This is a genomic window from Sporomusa malonica, from assembly GCF_900176355.1.
Taxonomy (GTDB): Bacteria; Bacillota; Negativicutes; order Sporomusales; family Sporomusaceae; genus Sporomusa; species Sporomusa malonica.
This window is the reverse complement of the sequence record NZ_FWXI01000001.1, coordinates 136,711-153,649: the sequence shown is the minus strand read 5'-3', so window position 1 is coordinate 153,649 and position 16,939 is coordinate 136,711. Positions and strand designations below refer to the sequence as shown.

At 40.8% G+C, this 16,939-nt stretch carries 11 protein-coding genes; 4 read left to right on the top strand and 7 right to left on the bottom strand.

What is annotated here, in order from left to right; genetic code table 11:
• The first annotated feature begins 20 nt into the window (after positions 1 to 20).
• Together B9A22_RS00690 and B9A22_RS00685 are read left to right on the top strand one after the other, a co-directional pair.
• Positions 21 to 743: a LytR/AlgR family response regulator transcription factor gene (locus tag B9A22_RS00690; RefSeq protein ID WP_084573670.1), complete on the top strand. Its 723-nt coding sequence runs from the start codon at positions 21 to 23 to the stop codon at positions 741 to 743.
• A gap of 212 nt (positions 744 to 955) precedes the next feature.
• A complete protein-coding gene (locus B9A22_RS00685) occupies positions 956 to 2,698 on the top strand; it encodes a TIGR03768 family metallophosphoesterase (RefSeq protein WP_084573669.1) in 1,743 nt (580 codons plus the stop codon).
• 278 nt (positions 2,699 to 2,976) lie between these two features.
• On the opposite strand, the gene B9A22_RS00680 is transcribed toward B9A22_RS00685, so the two are convergent.
• The 3 genes from B9A22_RS00680 to B9A22_RS00670 form a co-directional block, all read right to left on the bottom strand.
• A complete protein-coding gene (locus B9A22_RS00680; RefSeq protein ID WP_084573668.1) occupies positions 2,977 to 7,536 on the bottom strand; it encodes a hypothetical protein in 4,560 nt (1,519 codons plus the stop codon).
• A 584-nt stretch (positions 7,537 to 8,120) separates the two neighbouring features.
• The gene (locus B9A22_RS00675) at positions 8,121 to 9,107 is read right to left on the bottom strand and encodes a metal ABC transporter substrate-binding protein (protein WP_084573667.1); all 987 of its coding nucleotides are present in this window, start codon (positions 9,105 to 9,107) and stop codon (positions 8,121 to 8,123) included.
• Positions 9,108 to 9,134: 27 nt separating this feature from the next.
• Positions 9,135 to 9,557: a Fur family transcriptional regulator gene (locus tag B9A22_RS00670; RefSeq protein WP_084573666.1), complete on the bottom strand. Its 423-nt coding sequence runs from the start codon at positions 9,555 to 9,557 to the stop codon at positions 9,135 to 9,137.
• Positions 9,558 to 9,635: 78 nt separating this feature from the next.
• Between B9A22_RS00670 and B9A22_RS00665 the strand changes: the two genes are divergently transcribed.
• Positions 9,636 to 10,004: a TIGR03943 family putative permease subunit gene (locus B9A22_RS00665; RefSeq protein ID WP_342747804.1), complete on the top strand. Its 369-nt coding sequence runs from the start codon at positions 9,636 to 9,638 to the stop codon at positions 10,002 to 10,004.
• 27 nt (positions 10,005 to 10,031) lie between these two features.
• Here B9A22_RS00665 and B9A22_RS00660 read toward each other — a convergent pair whose 3' ends face one another.
• Complete coding sequence (locus tag B9A22_RS00660) at positions 10,032 to 11,834, bottom strand: PocR ligand-binding domain-containing protein (RefSeq protein WP_084573664.1); 1,803 nt, start codon at positions 11,832 to 11,834, stop codon at positions 10,032 to 10,034.
• A gap of 565 nt (positions 11,835 to 12,399) precedes the next feature.
• Here B9A22_RS00660 and B9A22_RS25935 point away from each other — a divergent pair.
• Positions 12,400 to 12,762 (top strand): hypothetical protein, encoded by a 363-nt coding sequence (locus B9A22_RS25935; RefSeq protein WP_245823734.1) that lies wholly within the window; start codon positions 12,400 to 12,402, stop codon positions 12,760 to 12,762.
• 6 nt (positions 12,763 to 12,768) lie between these two features.
• Here the strand turns inward: B9A22_RS25935 and B9A22_RS00645 are convergent, their stop codons facing one another.
• The 3 genes from B9A22_RS00645 to B9A22_RS00635 form a co-directional block, all read right to left on the bottom strand.
• Positions 12,769 to 14,106, bottom strand: a complete 1,338-nt coding sequence (locus B9A22_RS00645; protein ID WP_176215332.1) for a lipase family protein — start codon at positions 14,104 to 14,106, stop codon at positions 12,769 to 12,771.
• Positions 14,107 to 14,550: 444 nt separating this feature from the next.
• Positions 14,551 to 15,126 carry a TetR/AcrR family transcriptional regulator gene (locus B9A22_RS00640; protein WP_084573661.1) on the bottom strand — a complete coding sequence of 192 codons (576 nt, stop codon included), beginning with the start codon at positions 15,124 to 15,126 and terminating at the stop codon, positions 14,551 to 14,553.
• 96 nt (positions 15,127 to 15,222) lie between these two features.
• Complete coding sequence (locus tag B9A22_RS00635) at positions 15,223 to 16,917, bottom strand: methyl-accepting chemotaxis protein (RefSeq protein ID WP_084573660.1); 1,695 nt, start codon at positions 16,915 to 16,917, stop codon at positions 15,223 to 15,225.
• Positions 16,918 to 16,939 lie beyond the last annotated feature (22 nt).

Below are 16,939 nucleotides of genomic sequence, written 5' to 3'. Positions count from 1 at the left end.
TTAAGGGCACGGTGAGGACTATGCTAATAATCGCGGTTTGTGAAGACAGCAATACCGACAGAAAGGCAATATGTACTATAATAGAGACTTTTTTACGAAGTCAGCGAATCGACGGGACAGTTTTCGCCTACGACAGCGCGGAAAAATTTATCTCGGCCATCGAGAGCAAAAAACTGCGGTTTGACATGGTATTTATGGACATCATCATGGGCGATATGGACGGCATGACGTGCGCGCGCCTAATCCGCCAGTGGGACAAGCTGGTCAAAATCGTGTTTTTAACCAGTTCCACGGAGTATGTCTACGAAGGGTACGAGGTAAATGCCTCGGGCTATCTGGTAAAACCGCTGGGCGCAGAGAAAGTGACCGCCTGTTTGCAAAAAACGATTGATGAAGTGCAGGGCCTGTCCAAAGAAACCATCGCTGTCACCAGCGGCGGCGTAAAGCGGCGAATCCCGATTGATGACATCCTTTATCTGGAGAGTCGCAGAAACCAGGTGGAGGTTGTTTTAGCAGCGCCAAATGAAAGATTGGTTGTTTATACCAGACTGGATGAATTCACGCAGCGTCATCCGTCAAAAATGTGGCTACGGCCACACAAAAGTTTTGTCGTGAATTTCCTGTATGTCGAGGAATACGCCAGCGATAGTTTCGTTCTTCGTGACGGCACGGTCATCCCCATCAGCCGAACCTATAAAAATGCGACCCGGGCATCTTTTTACAATCTTTTGCATAATAAGTAGCCCTACATACCATGTGTTAATAGACGCATGGTTTTTTATTTTCGTCAAATCTCCTCAAAAACCTGCGGTTAGTCCTTGCTCAGTTGATAAAAAGCTGTCGCTTCTAGTATCATGAAGAAAATTTACTGTCTATTAATTAGAATAGGTCCAGAAGCTTGCAACATCAATCTGTCTCAAATACAGGAATATTACATTTTTGAGGAGGACATTTAATGAAAACCTCTAAGTTCTCACGGCGTAAATTTTTACAGAAGACCGGACTTGCGCTGGCGGCGCTCAGCGCCCTTCCCGTCCGGCCGGCCTGGGCTGAACAGTTGCTTGCGCATAAGTCTTTGTTAGACAATCAATCAGCCAGAGCAAGCTATCCAATAGCTTCCAAGGTTCTCACCACCCTGGAGCATACCGTTATTCCGGTTTCGGTGCCGGCGACCTCGCCCAAACTTCTTCCCAACGCGGTTTCCCAATATTCGAAGTATGGCTACGGCGCTTGGCAGACAGGCAGCGGCCTTTCTTTCCAAAAAAGACTTGATCTCATGCCGCCAGGCTATACCGGTGCATCTGCCAAAACCGCAGCCACCCTTCTGCGGTTTTTTACCATGACCGATATTCACATTACCGATATGCAGTCGCCGGCCCAGACCATTTACTTTGGCCTTAAAGGCCAGCCTGGCATGTCGTCGGCGTATTCACCGGTCATTCTTTATACAACGCATGTTCTGGATGCCGCCGTTCAGACGGTCAACGCGCTGCATAAGGAAGCGGCCATCGATTTCGGTCTCTTCTTAGGTGATGCCATTAATAACTCTCAGTTCAATGAGCTGCGTTGGTATATCGATATTTTGGACGGCCAAACCATCAACCCCAATTCCGACCCTGAATCTGTCGCTACTACCGATTATCTGCGCCAGTACAAGGCAGCCGGGCTTGATAAGTCGATTCCCTGGTACCAGGTGCGCGGCAATCACGATCATTTCTGGTCGGGGGTTTTCGCCCCTAATGATTACCTGAAACAGACCCTGATCGGCGAAACCCTCCTAAATATCGATGAACAGATAACTTCGGATAAAATCCTCGATACCCGCGGGTACTATATGGGCGTTATTGACGGTTCGACCCCCTATGGAGAGGTCATCAAGGCAGGGCCGCTGGTTGATTTCGCCACTCCCCCCAAAGTAAACGCCAACCCTGACCGACGCCATATTGACAAGAATGACTGGATAGCTGAATTTTTCAACACTGCCTCAAATCCTGTAGGCCATGGATTTTCGCGGGACAACGCCCTAACAGGCTTGGCCAACTATACTTTTGAGCCGAAAGCAGACCTTCCCATCAAGGTAATCGTCCTTGACGACACCGAAAACGACGATACCGCCTTCGGGACTCGCGCCAACGGCGCCAGCGGTGCCCTTGATGAGGAGCGTTACGCTTGGCTGGTAAAAGAACTCGATAAAGGCCAGGCCGATGGCAAGCTAATGATCGTTGCCGCCCATGTTCCCATCGGGATAGGGCCGATGTGGGACACTGCCTCATCCCCCTCCGAAGCTGACTTGATTGCCAAGCTGCACACCTATCCGAATCTCATCCTGTGGGTGGCGGGCCATCGCCACTACAATACGGTGACAGCCCTGCCTTCGCCGGATGCCGGCCGTCCTGAACTCGGTTTCTGGGAAGTGGAAACAGCCTCGCTGAGAGATTTCCCCCAGCAGTTTCGTATTTTTGATATTGTCCGCAACAGTGATGACACGCTTTCGATTTTGGCCGCTAATGTCGATCCCGCTGTGACGCCCGGCTCGCCCGCCGCAATATCGCGCTCATACGCTGTCGCGACTGCTGAAATATTCAATGGCATGCCGCCTTATACTCCCAGCGGCGCATACAACGCCGAGCTTGTTATCAAATTGAGCGCCGAAATGCAGGCCAAAATAAAGAATCACGGAACACCGATTCACGGATAATTGTATAAGCATCACAGCTGGTGGAGGCTACCTCCACCAGCCGTCTACACAAACAACAAGAGCCTGCGAGATTCGCGGGCTCTCAGTCATTCCGGATTTGCATGGTGGAGGCGATCCGGGACCTTGCAAATCCCCCCTTTTAGAGTTAATGATATAGAAGAACTGTCCACTGTATCTATTCTATTTATAAGTCAGTATGTTTTCTCAGAAGATAGTGTGAACAACGTTACTATAAAAACACCAGAGCAATATATTGCCATTCTACTGAAAAATACCTTTCACCTTTCCATCAGTTTTTGACTTAAGAATCTAATTGGCCCAATTTGCCTTTCAAACATCAAATCCCATATATCAAGGCATTCATTAGCAATACTTTTCATTTCAGGTAGTGATGACTCAGAAGTCTCGTCATACAATCCAATTATCAACTTAGAAATTTCATCTTCTATTCCCCAAATACCCTCGTTTTTGCCGCATCCATTTTCAACTAAATGATAACTCATTGATAATATAATATCTTTGTAATCAACCACAGACTTTGATTCTTCTTCAAGATAATGTACAAAGGCATGCACTGTTCTGCGACTTAAACCTGAATTCATTAATTCGATTAAAAAATCCTTATCTCTCTCTAAATCAATACGATTATCATAAAACAATCTCGAAATCGGCATTTCTAAATCTAGTATACTTTTCTTAAATTTGCATATCATATTTTTTGCTAATGAATTAAATTCATCTTTATTGAAATAGATAATAGCCATGTGGAGAACTGCTTCTGCTTGTGTTTCACTCATTGTATCAACATCATTTATTATATCGGCAAATTCGTTTTTCAGAATAAACATTTCCGATAGACAATATGCACCCATTTTAATTAGGTCTTTATCTTCAGATTCATAGCAGTTTTTGATAATTTTTAATACACGTTCACGATATTTCGGATAAAGAAAAAAGAGCATATTTTTCGTGTCATGAAAGCCTGCCAGCCTATAATCTTGTTCATATAGATTTATAATTTTATCAGATGCCCATTCTCGTTCAATGTTATACGAAGGCCATAACGTAAATAAACTTGCCAATTTTACTGCTGGGTTTTCATCCAATGTCAATTTTTCAATTGTATCTTTAAACTGCTTAAACAAAGAATCATTGTTCCATAATAGCCGAGCTATTGCTAGAGCCGCCTTACCTCTTACGCAATTTAAAGCATTGCTGTGCATCATATCAAAGCTACGCATTTCTTTATCTTCATTATTCGTTACATTTGGTTTACTTATTTCCGGATTTTTATGGTTAATCGCAATATCCTTAAGAATATCCAATATCTTCTTTGACCATTCCACGTTCTTCCTGCTCTCAATCATTGAGCAAATATAATTCGCCCGGTATGAAGTATAATCATACGGATAGCTCAAAATCATTGTTTCTAACAATTCTATCGGTACATTATCTAAAACCTTACTATGTGCGACTCCACCAAATAAGGAATCGACATATACATCTAAAATTTCTTCTTTATGTATAAGAACCAGTTTTATCATTCTTTCAGGCTCTTCAGAAACGGCATTTCTAAAACTACTCGAAAATTGTTCAATAGAATTTTCGATAAAGCCTCCTGGAACCTCTTGCCAACGGGAGTGACCTTTATGCTTAAGTTTTGTGTTAGTTAAAATCTCCAACCACTTCTTGTTATTTAGTTTTTTCCCCGCAATGGATGAACTGACCCATCCGAAATGTCCATCTGCATGTTTATATAAAGTTGTCCCTTCAGGGAATTTACGTTTCAAAACACGCATCAAATCTTTTGCATAATCGCTCAATCGATTATTGGGAAGGACCTCCAAAATTTCTTTCTGCAAATCACCCCAAAAACTCCAATACACTGTATAGCCGTTTTTTTCTCGATTAATATCGATCCTACGTAGGTATATATCTTTAGCTTTTGGCGATAGATAATTTAAAACTGTTTTTTCTAACATAGCAAAAATATGTTCACTACAGTATTGGGAATGCTTTTCTAATATCTGCTTTATAAGAAGTAATTCATCACCATTGCCACTTGTCTGATCGAATATGTTGCTATCAAAGTCACTACACAAATAATTAATAACGACATCACTATATATCTCTGGCAATCGATATAATCCATCTAATATAATTTCATTATATATATCAATGCCTTTCCCCATGAATTCTTTATATTCTTGGAAAAATGTTTCTGGTTTTAAAGCAATTATCGCTGCATTTGCTTTTTTAATAATTTGAATACAAGCCCTTTCAAGACCTCTTTTATGAAAATATCTTCCAGACCAATCACTGAAGGATAGCCTTTCATCTTTTTCCGTAGGAATGTATGGCAATAATAAATTAACAACCTCCATTCCATTTGTAATTAATATTTCAGAGTCTTCAAATATAAATTCCTCTTCATACTTATAAATGTTTTTTTCTTTGCATTTAATTTTATTTTCCAATAAAAATGCCAATAGCCGTATTGTTCTTATTTCACAATTTTTGAGCATCGATTTGAAATCAAGATACACATTAGCCATTTGCGGATAACTGCTATAAAATTTCATTCGCAATTCAAACAACTCATCTGTATCTTGATTTATATCATGCAAAAAACATCTTGAAAATTTATTATCATCTTCCTGTGAATGAAATGCATACTTTTCAATAAATGAAATATCTTCGCTTTCATAATCCGGACTCATACTTATAAGTAAGTTAAAAACAATATCTTTTTTATGTGAGTCGATAAACCATTTATCGAAGATACCATATTTTCTAAACAATCTAATATATTTAGGCCTGGAGAATATAACGTTATTTATAATATGACTACCATAGGTTTCGTTTTCACAGTTACTAATAATGAAATTTTTTACATTTTCATCTAGAATATCTATCTGATTTAATACCTCAAGGAAAACAAATTTAATAAAATATCTGATTTGCTTGGCCTCAAACATCTTTTGGCCTGCATTAATAAAATCCTGGCTATCGAACTCAGATAAATTTTGCATAAACATTTGCACTTGATATCTTTTTCCAGGGGTTTGTTTTTCTTTGCTTCCAATAATATCTACAACATCTTCACCGTCATAATATCTCTTAAGCATTTTTTCAGCCAAAAAACAGTCCAATATCGACTGATGAGCAAAGGACACTTTATTATCTTGAATTACTAAGAAAGCATTTGAAGATAAAAAGTCTAAGCCTGATTTATTAACATTTAATATTCTTAACGGAATAAATATTCTACCTAGTTTCTCCAACAATGTTACCATTTTTTCTTTAGTCTCATTTAGATCGGCTTCACTTAATCCAAATTCGAAACATTTTCCGGACAACTGCCCCCACCATTCTGAGACCAAATGGCTTGCGGTAGAACATTCGGCATATTCTTTGCTTGGATCCAATTGTTGCCAAATATATAAATTACTTGGAATCCTTAGTATCTCTTTTAATTTACTTGATAATTGTTCATAACGCTTTCCAACAATCTCTTTTAGTATTCCCTCATCCAATTCATTAACCTGAACTTTATTCCATTGAAAAACTTCCTCTTTCTTATCATTTTTTTTGAATAATGACCTAATATTATTATCGTTTTCCAAGTCATAGGTTCGACATACAAAAACGACAGATATCTTATATTTTCTTTCCAAATTCAATCTCTCTAGTTGATCAATAATCTGAGCGCATACCAATAAAGCATCTCTGGAATGTGCCTGAGTCCAACGTAGAGCATCCAACTGATCCAAAATAATTACTGCTCTTTCATTTTTAGAAACACTGTGAATACAATGAGCTATGGATGCAGGTAATTCTAAATCTTTACCCCACTTCTCGGCAGTCCCAGTCGGAATCCGTTTATCTAATTTAATTGCCAAATACGGTATGGTTTGTTCTTGACAATAATTTATAATATCTTCTGTACATCCACTTTTTCCTCTTCCAGCCTTCCCATGTATTATTAAAGAATCTCCTAAATCGATTGCTTTTCTGCATACAGAAAATTCTTTTCTATTAATCAGTCCATTGTTTAACGGAATAAATGCTATTCTATATTCCTGATTCAATTCCTCTAGCCTAGGCATAATACGTTTATCAGTGGCAAGTTCTTTAAGCTTTATATTTTTTTCTTTTAAAAACTCATACAAAACGGACTGGCTAATTGTTTTTCCTAAAACATCTCCATCTACTATCCACGCAATAAATGCTTCATAGATTTCTTCCTCATTGCCTACTAATAAATAACTAATTTTGGATATAATCAGCTCTTTTAATTCCGCATCTGGAAATTGCCGATAAGCTATTCTATTTAAATAAGAAATGCATTTTGCTAAATCCAAATCTTGTTCCGGATTTATCTCCATCACTTTGCAAAAATGTTTAAAGAAATCTATAAATTCTTTGCTCGCACTTAGAATTTGGTTATTATAAAAATCTTTAAGATTATTACTGGTATTTTTTGCTCTTTCAATTAAATCCTCTAGCAATGTAAAAGCTAAAGGCGATACTAAGGCAACAGTATTCGACTTATCTCTATCCAATTGATACTTCCATTTAGTAAAAATTCCTTTACCATTAGCAGTTCCATAATCCCAATATTCTTTACTTCCATTTCTCCCTTTACATTGCTGTCCTTCTCTGCTGCCATTTTTTTTACCTATCCATATATCAACACCCTGTTCATCGTCGCCAAGGGGTTCCAAAACAATATAATCTAATTTTTCATCTAAGACTTTCAGTATTTGGTATATTACCCATCTAAATTCAAACCTATTTCCACGTTTGTCCGCTCTACCACCTAATTCATTGGGCATACCAAGCACCTCCCTAATTTCATTACAGCTATTTTTAATACAAAAAACATTACTTCTAAAGTTTATATCTACAATCCAGATGAATTTTTTTCAAGTTCAGTTTCTTTGAGTCGAGGGACGATTATCTGGCTCATTTTTGAGTTTTCAAAACTAAATATTTCTATCCAAATCTGACAAAATCCTGTAAAAAACTCTCACTTATGCTACTTTAAGTAAAAATAATTTACTTGGTGGAGGCATCCGAAACCTTTCAAACCTTTCAAAAATACAAAAAAAACCCGCGAAATTCGCGGGTTCCAAGTCATTCCGGATTTGATTGGTGGAGGCGAAGTATTCCAAACCCCTGTCCTGCTCGCTTGAGACTAAAGCATAACACATCTCTAGAACGCATAACTTACCCAATCAAAATAGAACCATAGCCTTACCTACAGGCAAGTTATGCTTCCCATTGATAAAGAAAACACGGCGTATGCCGAGCTTTGGCGACAGCGGAAGCCAATGTTGCCCTTGTCCAGAAGAAAGTTGTACTTTCTTCTGGACAAAAATGACGTAAATGCCTTGATCCCTAATGATGAGACGTGTAATTATTTTTGTAACGCCTTATCCAAATTGGACAAATTCTCACGCATAACTGATACATAATTTTTTCCTTGTTTGATTTCTTCTGCTGTCAGATTCTCTAGCGGATTGAGCACCAAGAGGCCTGCTCCGGTTTCTTTAGCAATAGTATCAGCCAGTTTGGGGCTGACCAATGTCTCAAAAAATATGTATTTAACCTGATGTGTGCGACAGAAATCAACTACCTTAGCCATCTTATCCGGAGTAGGTTCACTATCTGGCGCTAGGCCCATAATGCCAATCTGTTCAAGGTTATAGCGTTTAGCCAGGTAACCGAAGGCGATATGGCTTGTGATGATATCATGCCGTGCTGCTTTAGCCAAGGTGGTTTGATAGTCACTGTCGAGTTTGGCTAATTCCTGAATAAAGCGTTCAGCATTCTTTTGATAATAGTCTTTATTGGGCGGATCAACCTCGCTCAATGCTTCGGCAATGGCTTTTACTTCCTGCTGGGCATTTACCGGATCTAGCCAGACATGAGTATCTGTTTCAGACTCATGCTTGTGCTGATCTGGTTTTTTTTCTTTGTCATGCTGATGGTGGCTATCTTCGTCTTCATCCTCGTCATTTTCATGGTTGGCAAGTAACGGAATTCCTTTACTAACCTCCACAGCTTTCACTGTTGCCAACACATCTTTACTCAGTAGTTTATCTACTGGTTCAAGCCCTGCACCATGATAGAGTACCAATTTGGCCGACTTAATTTTCACTATATCCTGGGCAGTTGGTTCCCAATCATGTGGTTCAGCGCCTGGCGGCATCAACATAGCTAACTCAATCTTGTCGCCGCCCACTTGCCGGGCAAAATCATAAACAGGATATACTGTTGCGAAAACCTTGAGCTTATCAGGTGCCGCTTGGGTGGATTTTGTCTTGTTGCCGCAGCCTGCCAGTGTTACCAATAAAGCAGCGCAAAGCAGAAAAACCAGCCCCATTTTTGCTATTCGATTCATAAACAACCTCCTTATACGTCTAAAAAATCAACCGACTTTGCGACAATCTGCACAATATCCATAGAACTCCAGTGAGTGAGCAGTAATTTTAAAACCGCCAACCTCTGCCCTTGCCAAATCCTGCTCATGGATGGGGCAAAAATCCAGGCATTCTGCTTTGCCGCACTGTAAACACACAGTGTGATGGTGATGACCGGTTACAGCAATCTCAAAAAAATTGCCGTCCCGCCCTTTCGTACGCACCTCATGAACTAATCCCAGTTCAACCAAGAGGCTCAAATTGCGATAAACAGTGTCCAAACTCATTTCCGGGAATCTTTGCCTCACCGCTTCTAACACTTGCTGGGCTGTAGCAAACTTGTCACCTTGTTTCAATGCCTCAATCACGACACGTCGTTGCGGCGTAACCTTATACCCTTGTGAACGAAGGGCAGCAATCCACTTTTCCATATGCGTTACCTCTTAAATAGTAATATTACTATTTACAATCATATTACTTTTAATCATAATTGTAAATGTTTAGTATAAATAGCCAAAACCCAGCTCATTCAGGTGACAGATATTAACTTTACTGAAGTTATGTTTGAGGTTAATAGTTTCCCCAATGATTATGTCGGCAAGGAAATTGAAATAACTGGGTTTGTCTTAAAAGACTCCACTATGACGCCCACGCATTTTGCCCTTGCTCAATATGTGATTGTCTGCTGCTCTGCTGATGCTTCCCCTTACGGCCTGGTATGTAAATACACTACCGATTATCCTGCAGATACCTGGCTTACCATTCGAGGCACAATTCAACTGGAAATGCAGCAAAATAAAAATACGACGGTAGTGAATGTCACCACCGCCGAATCAGTGCCTAAACCGGCACGACCTTATATTTATCCAAGCATGTAGTTGCTTCGTTCATTAAAAATCCCCTTCTTAGCTACATGATCGAATGCATTCATCAATTAGGCAGATTTGATCCCGGCCTTTCTGTTTCGACGTGTACATCGCGACATCTGCCTTCCTAGTTAACTCGGTAATATCTGTTCCGTCTTGCGGGAAAAAGCTGATACCAATACTAGCAGATACCGCTACAGTCGAACCCCGCAGCATTATAGGGCGCCGGCATTCTTGCAACACACGGGTTGCAATAGTTATCACGTCGTCCTTGGTTTTAATTGCGGGAAGTACAATAACAAACTCATCGCCCCCGATACGGGCCACTGTATCACCTTGGCGGACGCAGGCCTCTGTCCGATGAGCTATTTCTTGTAACAGCTCATCGCCGGCATCATGTCCATAGGTATCATTGACCGGCTTAAAGTTATCTAAGTCAAAGAATACCACCGCCACCTGCTCCTTATTCCTTTTTGCCTGCGCAATTGCCATCGTCAATCGGTCTTCTAAAAGACGCCTGTTAGGCAAACCTGTAAGCGGATCATGATAGGCGTAATGCTGATTTTTTTCTTCATTTTTCTTATGCTGTGTTATATCGGAAAACACCATGGCAAAGAATCCTGTCAATGGGCTATATGCAGAAACCAAGAGCCATCGATTTAGCACTTTTAACTCATGCTCAAACGTAAGCGCTTTCCCACTCCTTACTGTATCATTAAACAGCTTAACCCAGTCAACGCCAGTATCGTCTGCTTTGAATACAGTTTCGTTAATAGTCTTACCAATAACAGCAGTTTTGACAATGCCAGAGTGTCTTTCAAACGCATCATTTACTTCAAGAAACCGATACTCTATCGGGTTGCCGCTATCGTCTTTAACAATTTCGAAATAGACAAATGCATTCATCATGTTCTCAAACAGAGCCCGGTATTTAGCCTCACTTTGAGTAAGCGCAGCTTCGATAGATTTCTGGTTGGTAATATCGGTAATCACACCGACTAAACCAGCAACTTCTCCCCCAATACTTTGAAAAGGAGCTTTGTTAAATAAAACAGCCCGTTCTCGCCCCTGCTTATCTTGATAAAAGTGCTCATAGACCTGTGTTTGAGGATGGCGAAATAGCTCTTCATCCATTTGATGATATGCATTTGCTGTTTGTGCTGGAAATACTGTCTGTACTGTGTGTCCGATAATTTCTTCCCGGGGTTTGCCGGCATATTCCTCAAACGCTTTATTACACCCCATATAGAACCCTTTGATGTCTTTATAAAATACAGGGCTGGGAATAGCATTCAGTATTTCCTGCAAAAAGTTGGCTATCTCTCTATTTTCCTTACTGCGCAAACCTGCCTCACTAAGCAAATCAGCTAACTGTGAAAAAAACATTAAAATGTTTTCCACTGTCTGCCGTTCGAGAATTGGCACCTGACGCAAAGCCTTAATATACGCGTTCTCATCAAACCCATACTTCTTTGCTTGCTGTCGGAAAGTTTTATCATCAGGCGGCTCAAAAAAGAACTGTCCCAAAAAAAGATTGGCAAGATGCTGCCCCTCTATGATAATCGGACAAGCATAGTCAATCATCCCATTTTTACAATAGTAGCCAATAAACGGCCCGTCATTAATGTGTTCCTTTACCTGCTGATTGCTTTCAATACAAATTTGCCGAGTCTGAGGATTAACGCGATGAAACTCAGTACAGATTGGCTGCCAGCCAGTAGCCGTCATGATACCGCCATCTAAATCCGATATTCCTGAAGGTATTCCTGTCGCCTTATACAAAGTATCCATCAGCCGCTGAAGTCTTTCAATATCCACAAGCTCAGTAAATTTTAAGCCCATAACATTCTCCCCTACACTTTCTAGCAAGCGCTATATACTTAAAATAACATATATTTGCAAATTATGACAAGACTTATCTGTAACCAGCAGGCAAAAAAAAGACAGCTTCACAGAGTGATATAAAATCACTAAAAGGATTATAAGGGGTTACCTTATAATCCTTTATTACTAAGAGCATACTAACTTCGTCAAATGGATTTTTAAACGTTCCCAATAAAGCCAAAATTCTACAATATAACTTTCCGGGACTTCCTAGCAATTACTGACCACCTACTTTTAAAAGGAAGTGCATATATTGATTACTATTGAAATGATTAATCAAGCAAATTACACGCTTCATAATCTTATGGTGACGAAATGGAGCACACAAGACTTATTCTCTATTAAATGGTGGGGAGAAATAGGGTTCGTAATTTTCTCTTATATTCTTTGTTTTTCGCTATTGGATAAGACGAGACTAACCAAAACTATTTTATTCGGGTCCCTCATATCTGTATTTTCCGTTGTAATTGAGATAGTCGGTTGTAACTCCAATCTATGGGCATATTCTTTACCTATTTATCCTATGATTCCCAATATTTTTCTTTTAGACATTACCGTAATGCCCCTTTATTATATGCTTATATATCAACGGGCTTACTCATGGAAAAGTTATGCAGTGTGGAATATAGGGGCATCTGCATTTTTAGGATTTGTTTTTTCACCATTAATGGTATCACTGGGGCTTGTTCAGCTAATTCAGTGGAATTATGTAAATACCTTTTTGATTATTGCCTCTGTTGGTTTTTTGGCTAAAGCTGTAATATCCCTCATCATATCATTTGAAGAACAATATCAAGCAAAACAACAAGTTTGGCAAACTTCAGTTCTATTTCAACCAGCCGTTAAACCGCTTGATGAGGAATCCGATAAAAAAAATGAAAATTAGTTTACCTCAAAACAATAGAAATGTGTTGATTTTATACAAAACACTGCCCCGTCCCCGTTTGATTTCCCTCTTAATGATCCGGTCTTCATTCACATCCCTTAAGCCATGGATAAAGGCCTCCAGCGGCGTTAAGTTATAATTGCCGGTAGAAAAGTCGGCCATTTCGACAATTACGCCATTTTCATAGATGGTTTGGTTTAACGTAATATAATATTTATTACGTTCCTTCTTGACAATGATAGAACTTACCTCAGGAACGATGACCCATCTGTACTCTTTTGCCTTTTGCCGCCAGTCGTCACCGTCATTTCCCAACGTGCAGCCTGAAAATTTCCGCTTGTATTCATCCCGCCAAGCCTCGCGCATATACCAAAAATCAGCATCCAAACGCGGGGAAAGGTTGTTCTTTAACGGGGCAATGTAAATTTCTGCACCCTTTGAATCCGCTTTGTTTACTTTATCACTCCTTGCTTCGTGCTGCCGCTGGGTATAATAATTTTTCATCACCAAATCCACATATTCTGAAATTCGGTGGGGCTGATCGGAAAGCTCCGGCAGCTCCAGGGTAATCTTCCGGCCAAATTGCTTATACCCCCCTACCAAAGACTGCAGGACACCGGTCACTACATCCCCTGAAATTACAACCCTTGTCACCTTAAGAACATTATCGTAGCTAGCCGCAAAAGCGGCATTGCCTGCCGCAGGCGAGCCAAAGGTAATTACCTCGATTTGTTCCGGACTTACGCCGGTATTAACGAGCCCGGCGCCGGTGATTATCGCCGCAGCCCCGCCTAGGCTATGCCCGACGAGGTACAACTTGGCGTCTTTATTGCCAACCAGTATATCCCTTAAAGGCAAATACTTTCCTTCTGCATTTGCAGCCTTGGCCTCCAGCATGGATTTAACATATTGCAGAAAGCCCCGGTGAACTTTGGGCTCAGTCGTTGGTACATTCTGTTTGGCAGCATTCTCCTCTAACTCCTTGATGCTTTTTCCGGCGAAATATGCTTTATCAACCTTCAAGTCAAATTTTACGTCCTCTTTGGTCTCTGTTCCGACAAACGCCAGAAAGAAGGTTTGCCGGCCGTCGCCAAGGTCTTTTTGAGCCAATATGAACCGGGCGCCCGCCTTGCCTTGATTTTGGACATAGCGGTCGATTTTCCAGCCGTCCTGTTCCAGATAACGGGAAGCCATTTCGCCAATCCTGTCATTATAGGTCGCGGCGCTGACCCCGGCTGCGATGTAAAGTTTGTAAGCCTCGCTATAATCATCCCTAGCTTCTGCGGAGCCAAGTCCCGGCACAAGCAAGATCAAAAGAAATAAAGCAACCACTAGTAATTTCACGTTCATCCCACCAATCAATTTCCCAGTTAGAAAATCTTTATTGCCGCGCACTATTTATAGGCGCCTATCCTAACTTCACCGTCTTCAGCATATAAAGACACAAATTGTAAGGTCTCACGGATGGTCTATTCGTTAATTTGCTCCTCAGACATGACTCAACACACCTTCCAGTTAAATCAAACATCAGATCCTACTATAGCTTATAGATCACACCTGACCGGTCCACCCTGTTATTCCGCACTGTGAGCTTATCATGGTTCACGGTACGGACTTATTATTTGTTTTCCAGATATTCTCAAGTATATGTAGCGATACCGTATCAATATAGCGGTCTTTAAAGTGCCAGTGTGTCAAGACGATACACCTCGCATGAGTTTTCCTTGCTCCTCCAAATGCTTCATGAATGAGCAGGGTTCTTGTTTACATTCATCAGCGGTTCCTTTTTTATTTTTTTTTTACAATAGCATTTACGATAAAATCAACCAATACATCAGTATAATAGTCCTGCCTTACTTTTTCCTGGGGAAAATCCATACAACTAAATGCTTGAAATAATTTTACCTCAGCATGGGCAATGACCTTTTCATCTACATCACGAAACTTCCCCTGTTTTTTTCCTTCGCTAATAATATCAGAAGCCATTGCAATAATATCTGTACTAAGCATGGAAGAGTACTTTTTGCACATAGAAGCAGAACAAAGCGTTTCATCCGCGTTAAATAATTTTATTAAAAAATTATCTTCGTTAAAGAAGACAGTCGCTGTTTTGATTAATTGAACAAGCTTTTCCAGAGGATCGGAAACCTCGGGCATACCATCAAATAACATTTGGCGTGCCTTATAAAATTCTCTTAACATTAGATTATTAAACAATTCCTCTTTGTCATTAAAGTGCACATAAATAGTTCTCTTAGAAATTCTGCAATCCCGGCTTAGTTCGTCCATGGTCGTTTTTTTATAACCAAAACGTTCAAATCGCTCCTTGGCTTTATCAAGAATCAAATTTTTAATATCATCCACTTTTTTGCACCTACCCTTTTAAAGTGCATGCTGCTCTCATTCCGGATTTGATTGCAGCGGCAATCCGCGGCCACTCTAACCTTTGTTCAAAGGCTGTTATAACTTAAACTTGCTTACAGCCCGTTTTAAATCTTCGGCCACACTAGTTAATGCTTCACTAGAAGCCGCCATTTCCTCAAGTGATGCCGCTCCCTCCTCAATCGCAACAGATACTGTTTGTGCATGGGTCGCCGCCTCCTTACTTACAACATCGATATCTCGTATCGAATAAACGATTTCCTGACTTCCTCCCGCCATTTGCTGCATAGCGGCTGATATTTCCCTTATATCAGAAGAAACCGTGTTGATCAAAGAATGGATTTCTTTAAATTCCTCTCCGGCTTCCTTCACCACTTGGGCACCTTTGCTAACTTCCATGGTTCCTTCATGCATAGCGGATACCGCGTTATCAGTGTCTTGTTGAATCTCGCTGATTAATTCGGCGATTTGTTTTGATGCCTCTTGCGATTGCTCGGCTAACTTGCGTACCTCCTCCGCCACAACGGCAAACCCGCGTCCTTGTTCTCCCGCCCTGGCAGCCTCAATTGCGGCATTCAGAGCTAGGAGGTTGGTTTGACCTGCTATGCTTGAAATGGTATCAACGATTTGTCCGATTTCCTGGGAACGTACTCCAAGTTTAGTAACTACTGACGAAGAGTGGGTTACTGCTTTCTCAATATTCTCCATTTGTTCAACCGCTTTTTTGACCGCCGTCCCTCCTAACTTGGCAGCTTCTGCGGTTTTTTCAGCTGTTCCGGCCATCGTATTCGCGCTTGCGGCAATCTCTTCTAGCCCGGCGGACATCCCTTCCACAACAGCAGCAGTTGCGTCAATGGCTTTGGCTTGTTTTTCTGCCCCTGTTGCTATGGAAGATATGCTTGCTGCAATTTGACCGGAAGCTTGAGCAGAATATTCAGTACCTTCTGTAAGTTGCTGTGAAGCTGTGACTAATTTCTCAATCATTTGGTTAAAATGCTGAACGAGTTCTCTTAAATGCCCCCCCATCTTAACTGAGGCTTCCGCCAACTGACCAAGTTCATCATTCATGAGTTTGGTCTGTTTACGTTCTCTCAAGTCGCCATCGGCTACTTCTCCAACGAAAGCGATAACCTTCCTCAGCGGGATTACTATGCGTTGCGCAGCAAAGATCCCAATGCCTATAGCCAATATGACAATCACAATGCTGATAATAACGGCTATTTTCTCCGCTCGTTCCCCTGCCACTACATTTTTTTGAAGTTCGTCTTGTGTATATGCTTCGGACATGTCTCTGTAATCTCTTGTTTTCTTCATCAAGGCTTGTCCCAGCGGCTCCATTTGCTGAACGGCTATCAGTTTGGCTTCTTGCTCTTTTCCGGAAACGATAAGTGGAATGACTTTTTTGTCCGCAATGTCAATAACCTTTGCGTTTATTTCTTTAATCTCTGAAAGCTCTTTACGTCCTGCTTCTGATGTTGCCAGCACAACTAATTCCTCTGCAAGTTTCTCATTGGCCACTGCTAGTTTTTTTAGATTTTCCAAATGATTTTGCGTGCCATAGGCTAAATATCCCCCCATGCTCGCGGTTTGCCCTAAAACATTCATACTTACTTCATTCACCTTGGAAAGTCTTACCAAGTCTTCTTGGGCAATGATTTTGCTTGTGCCAATAATTTGATGCGTATTGTAAAACATGGCTGCAAACCCAACGGCACTGATGAGTGCTACTACCATGAAATAAAAGATCATTTTACCGCGTAACCCGAATTTCATACTAAATCCCCCATAGACATTT

Coding starts and splice junctions, on each gene's coding strand:
- B9A22_RS00675 (WP_084573667.1), bottom strand. CDS start 9,107: ATGAATCGAATAGCAAAAATGGGGCTGGTTTTTCTGCTTTGCGCTGCT.
- B9A22_RS00635 (WP_084573660.1), bottom strand. CDS start 16,917: ATGAAATTCGGGTTACGCGGTAAAATGATCTTTTATTTCATGGTAGTA.
- B9A22_RS00660 (WP_084573664.1), bottom strand. CDS start 11,834: ATGGGCTTAAAATTTACTGAGCTTGTGGATATTGAAAGACTTCAGCGG.
- B9A22_RS00680 (WP_084573668.1), bottom strand. CDS start 7,536: ATGCCCAATGAATTAGGTGGTAGAGCGGACAAACGTGGAAATAGGTTT.
- B9A22_RS00670 (WP_084573666.1), bottom strand. CDS start 9,557: ATGGAAAAGTGGATTGCTGCCCTTCGTTCACAAGGGTATAAGGTTACG.
- B9A22_RS00685 (WP_084573669.1), top strand. CDS start 956: ATGAAAACCTCTAAGTTCTCACGGCGTAAATTTTTACAGAAGACCGGA.
- B9A22_RS00690 (WP_084573670.1), top strand. CDS start 21: ATGCTAATAATCGCGGTTTGTGAAGACAGCAATACCGACAGAAAGGCA.
- B9A22_RS25935 (WP_245823734.1), top strand. CDS start 12,400: ATGATTCCCAATATTTTTCTTTTAGACATTACCGTAATGCCCCTTTAT.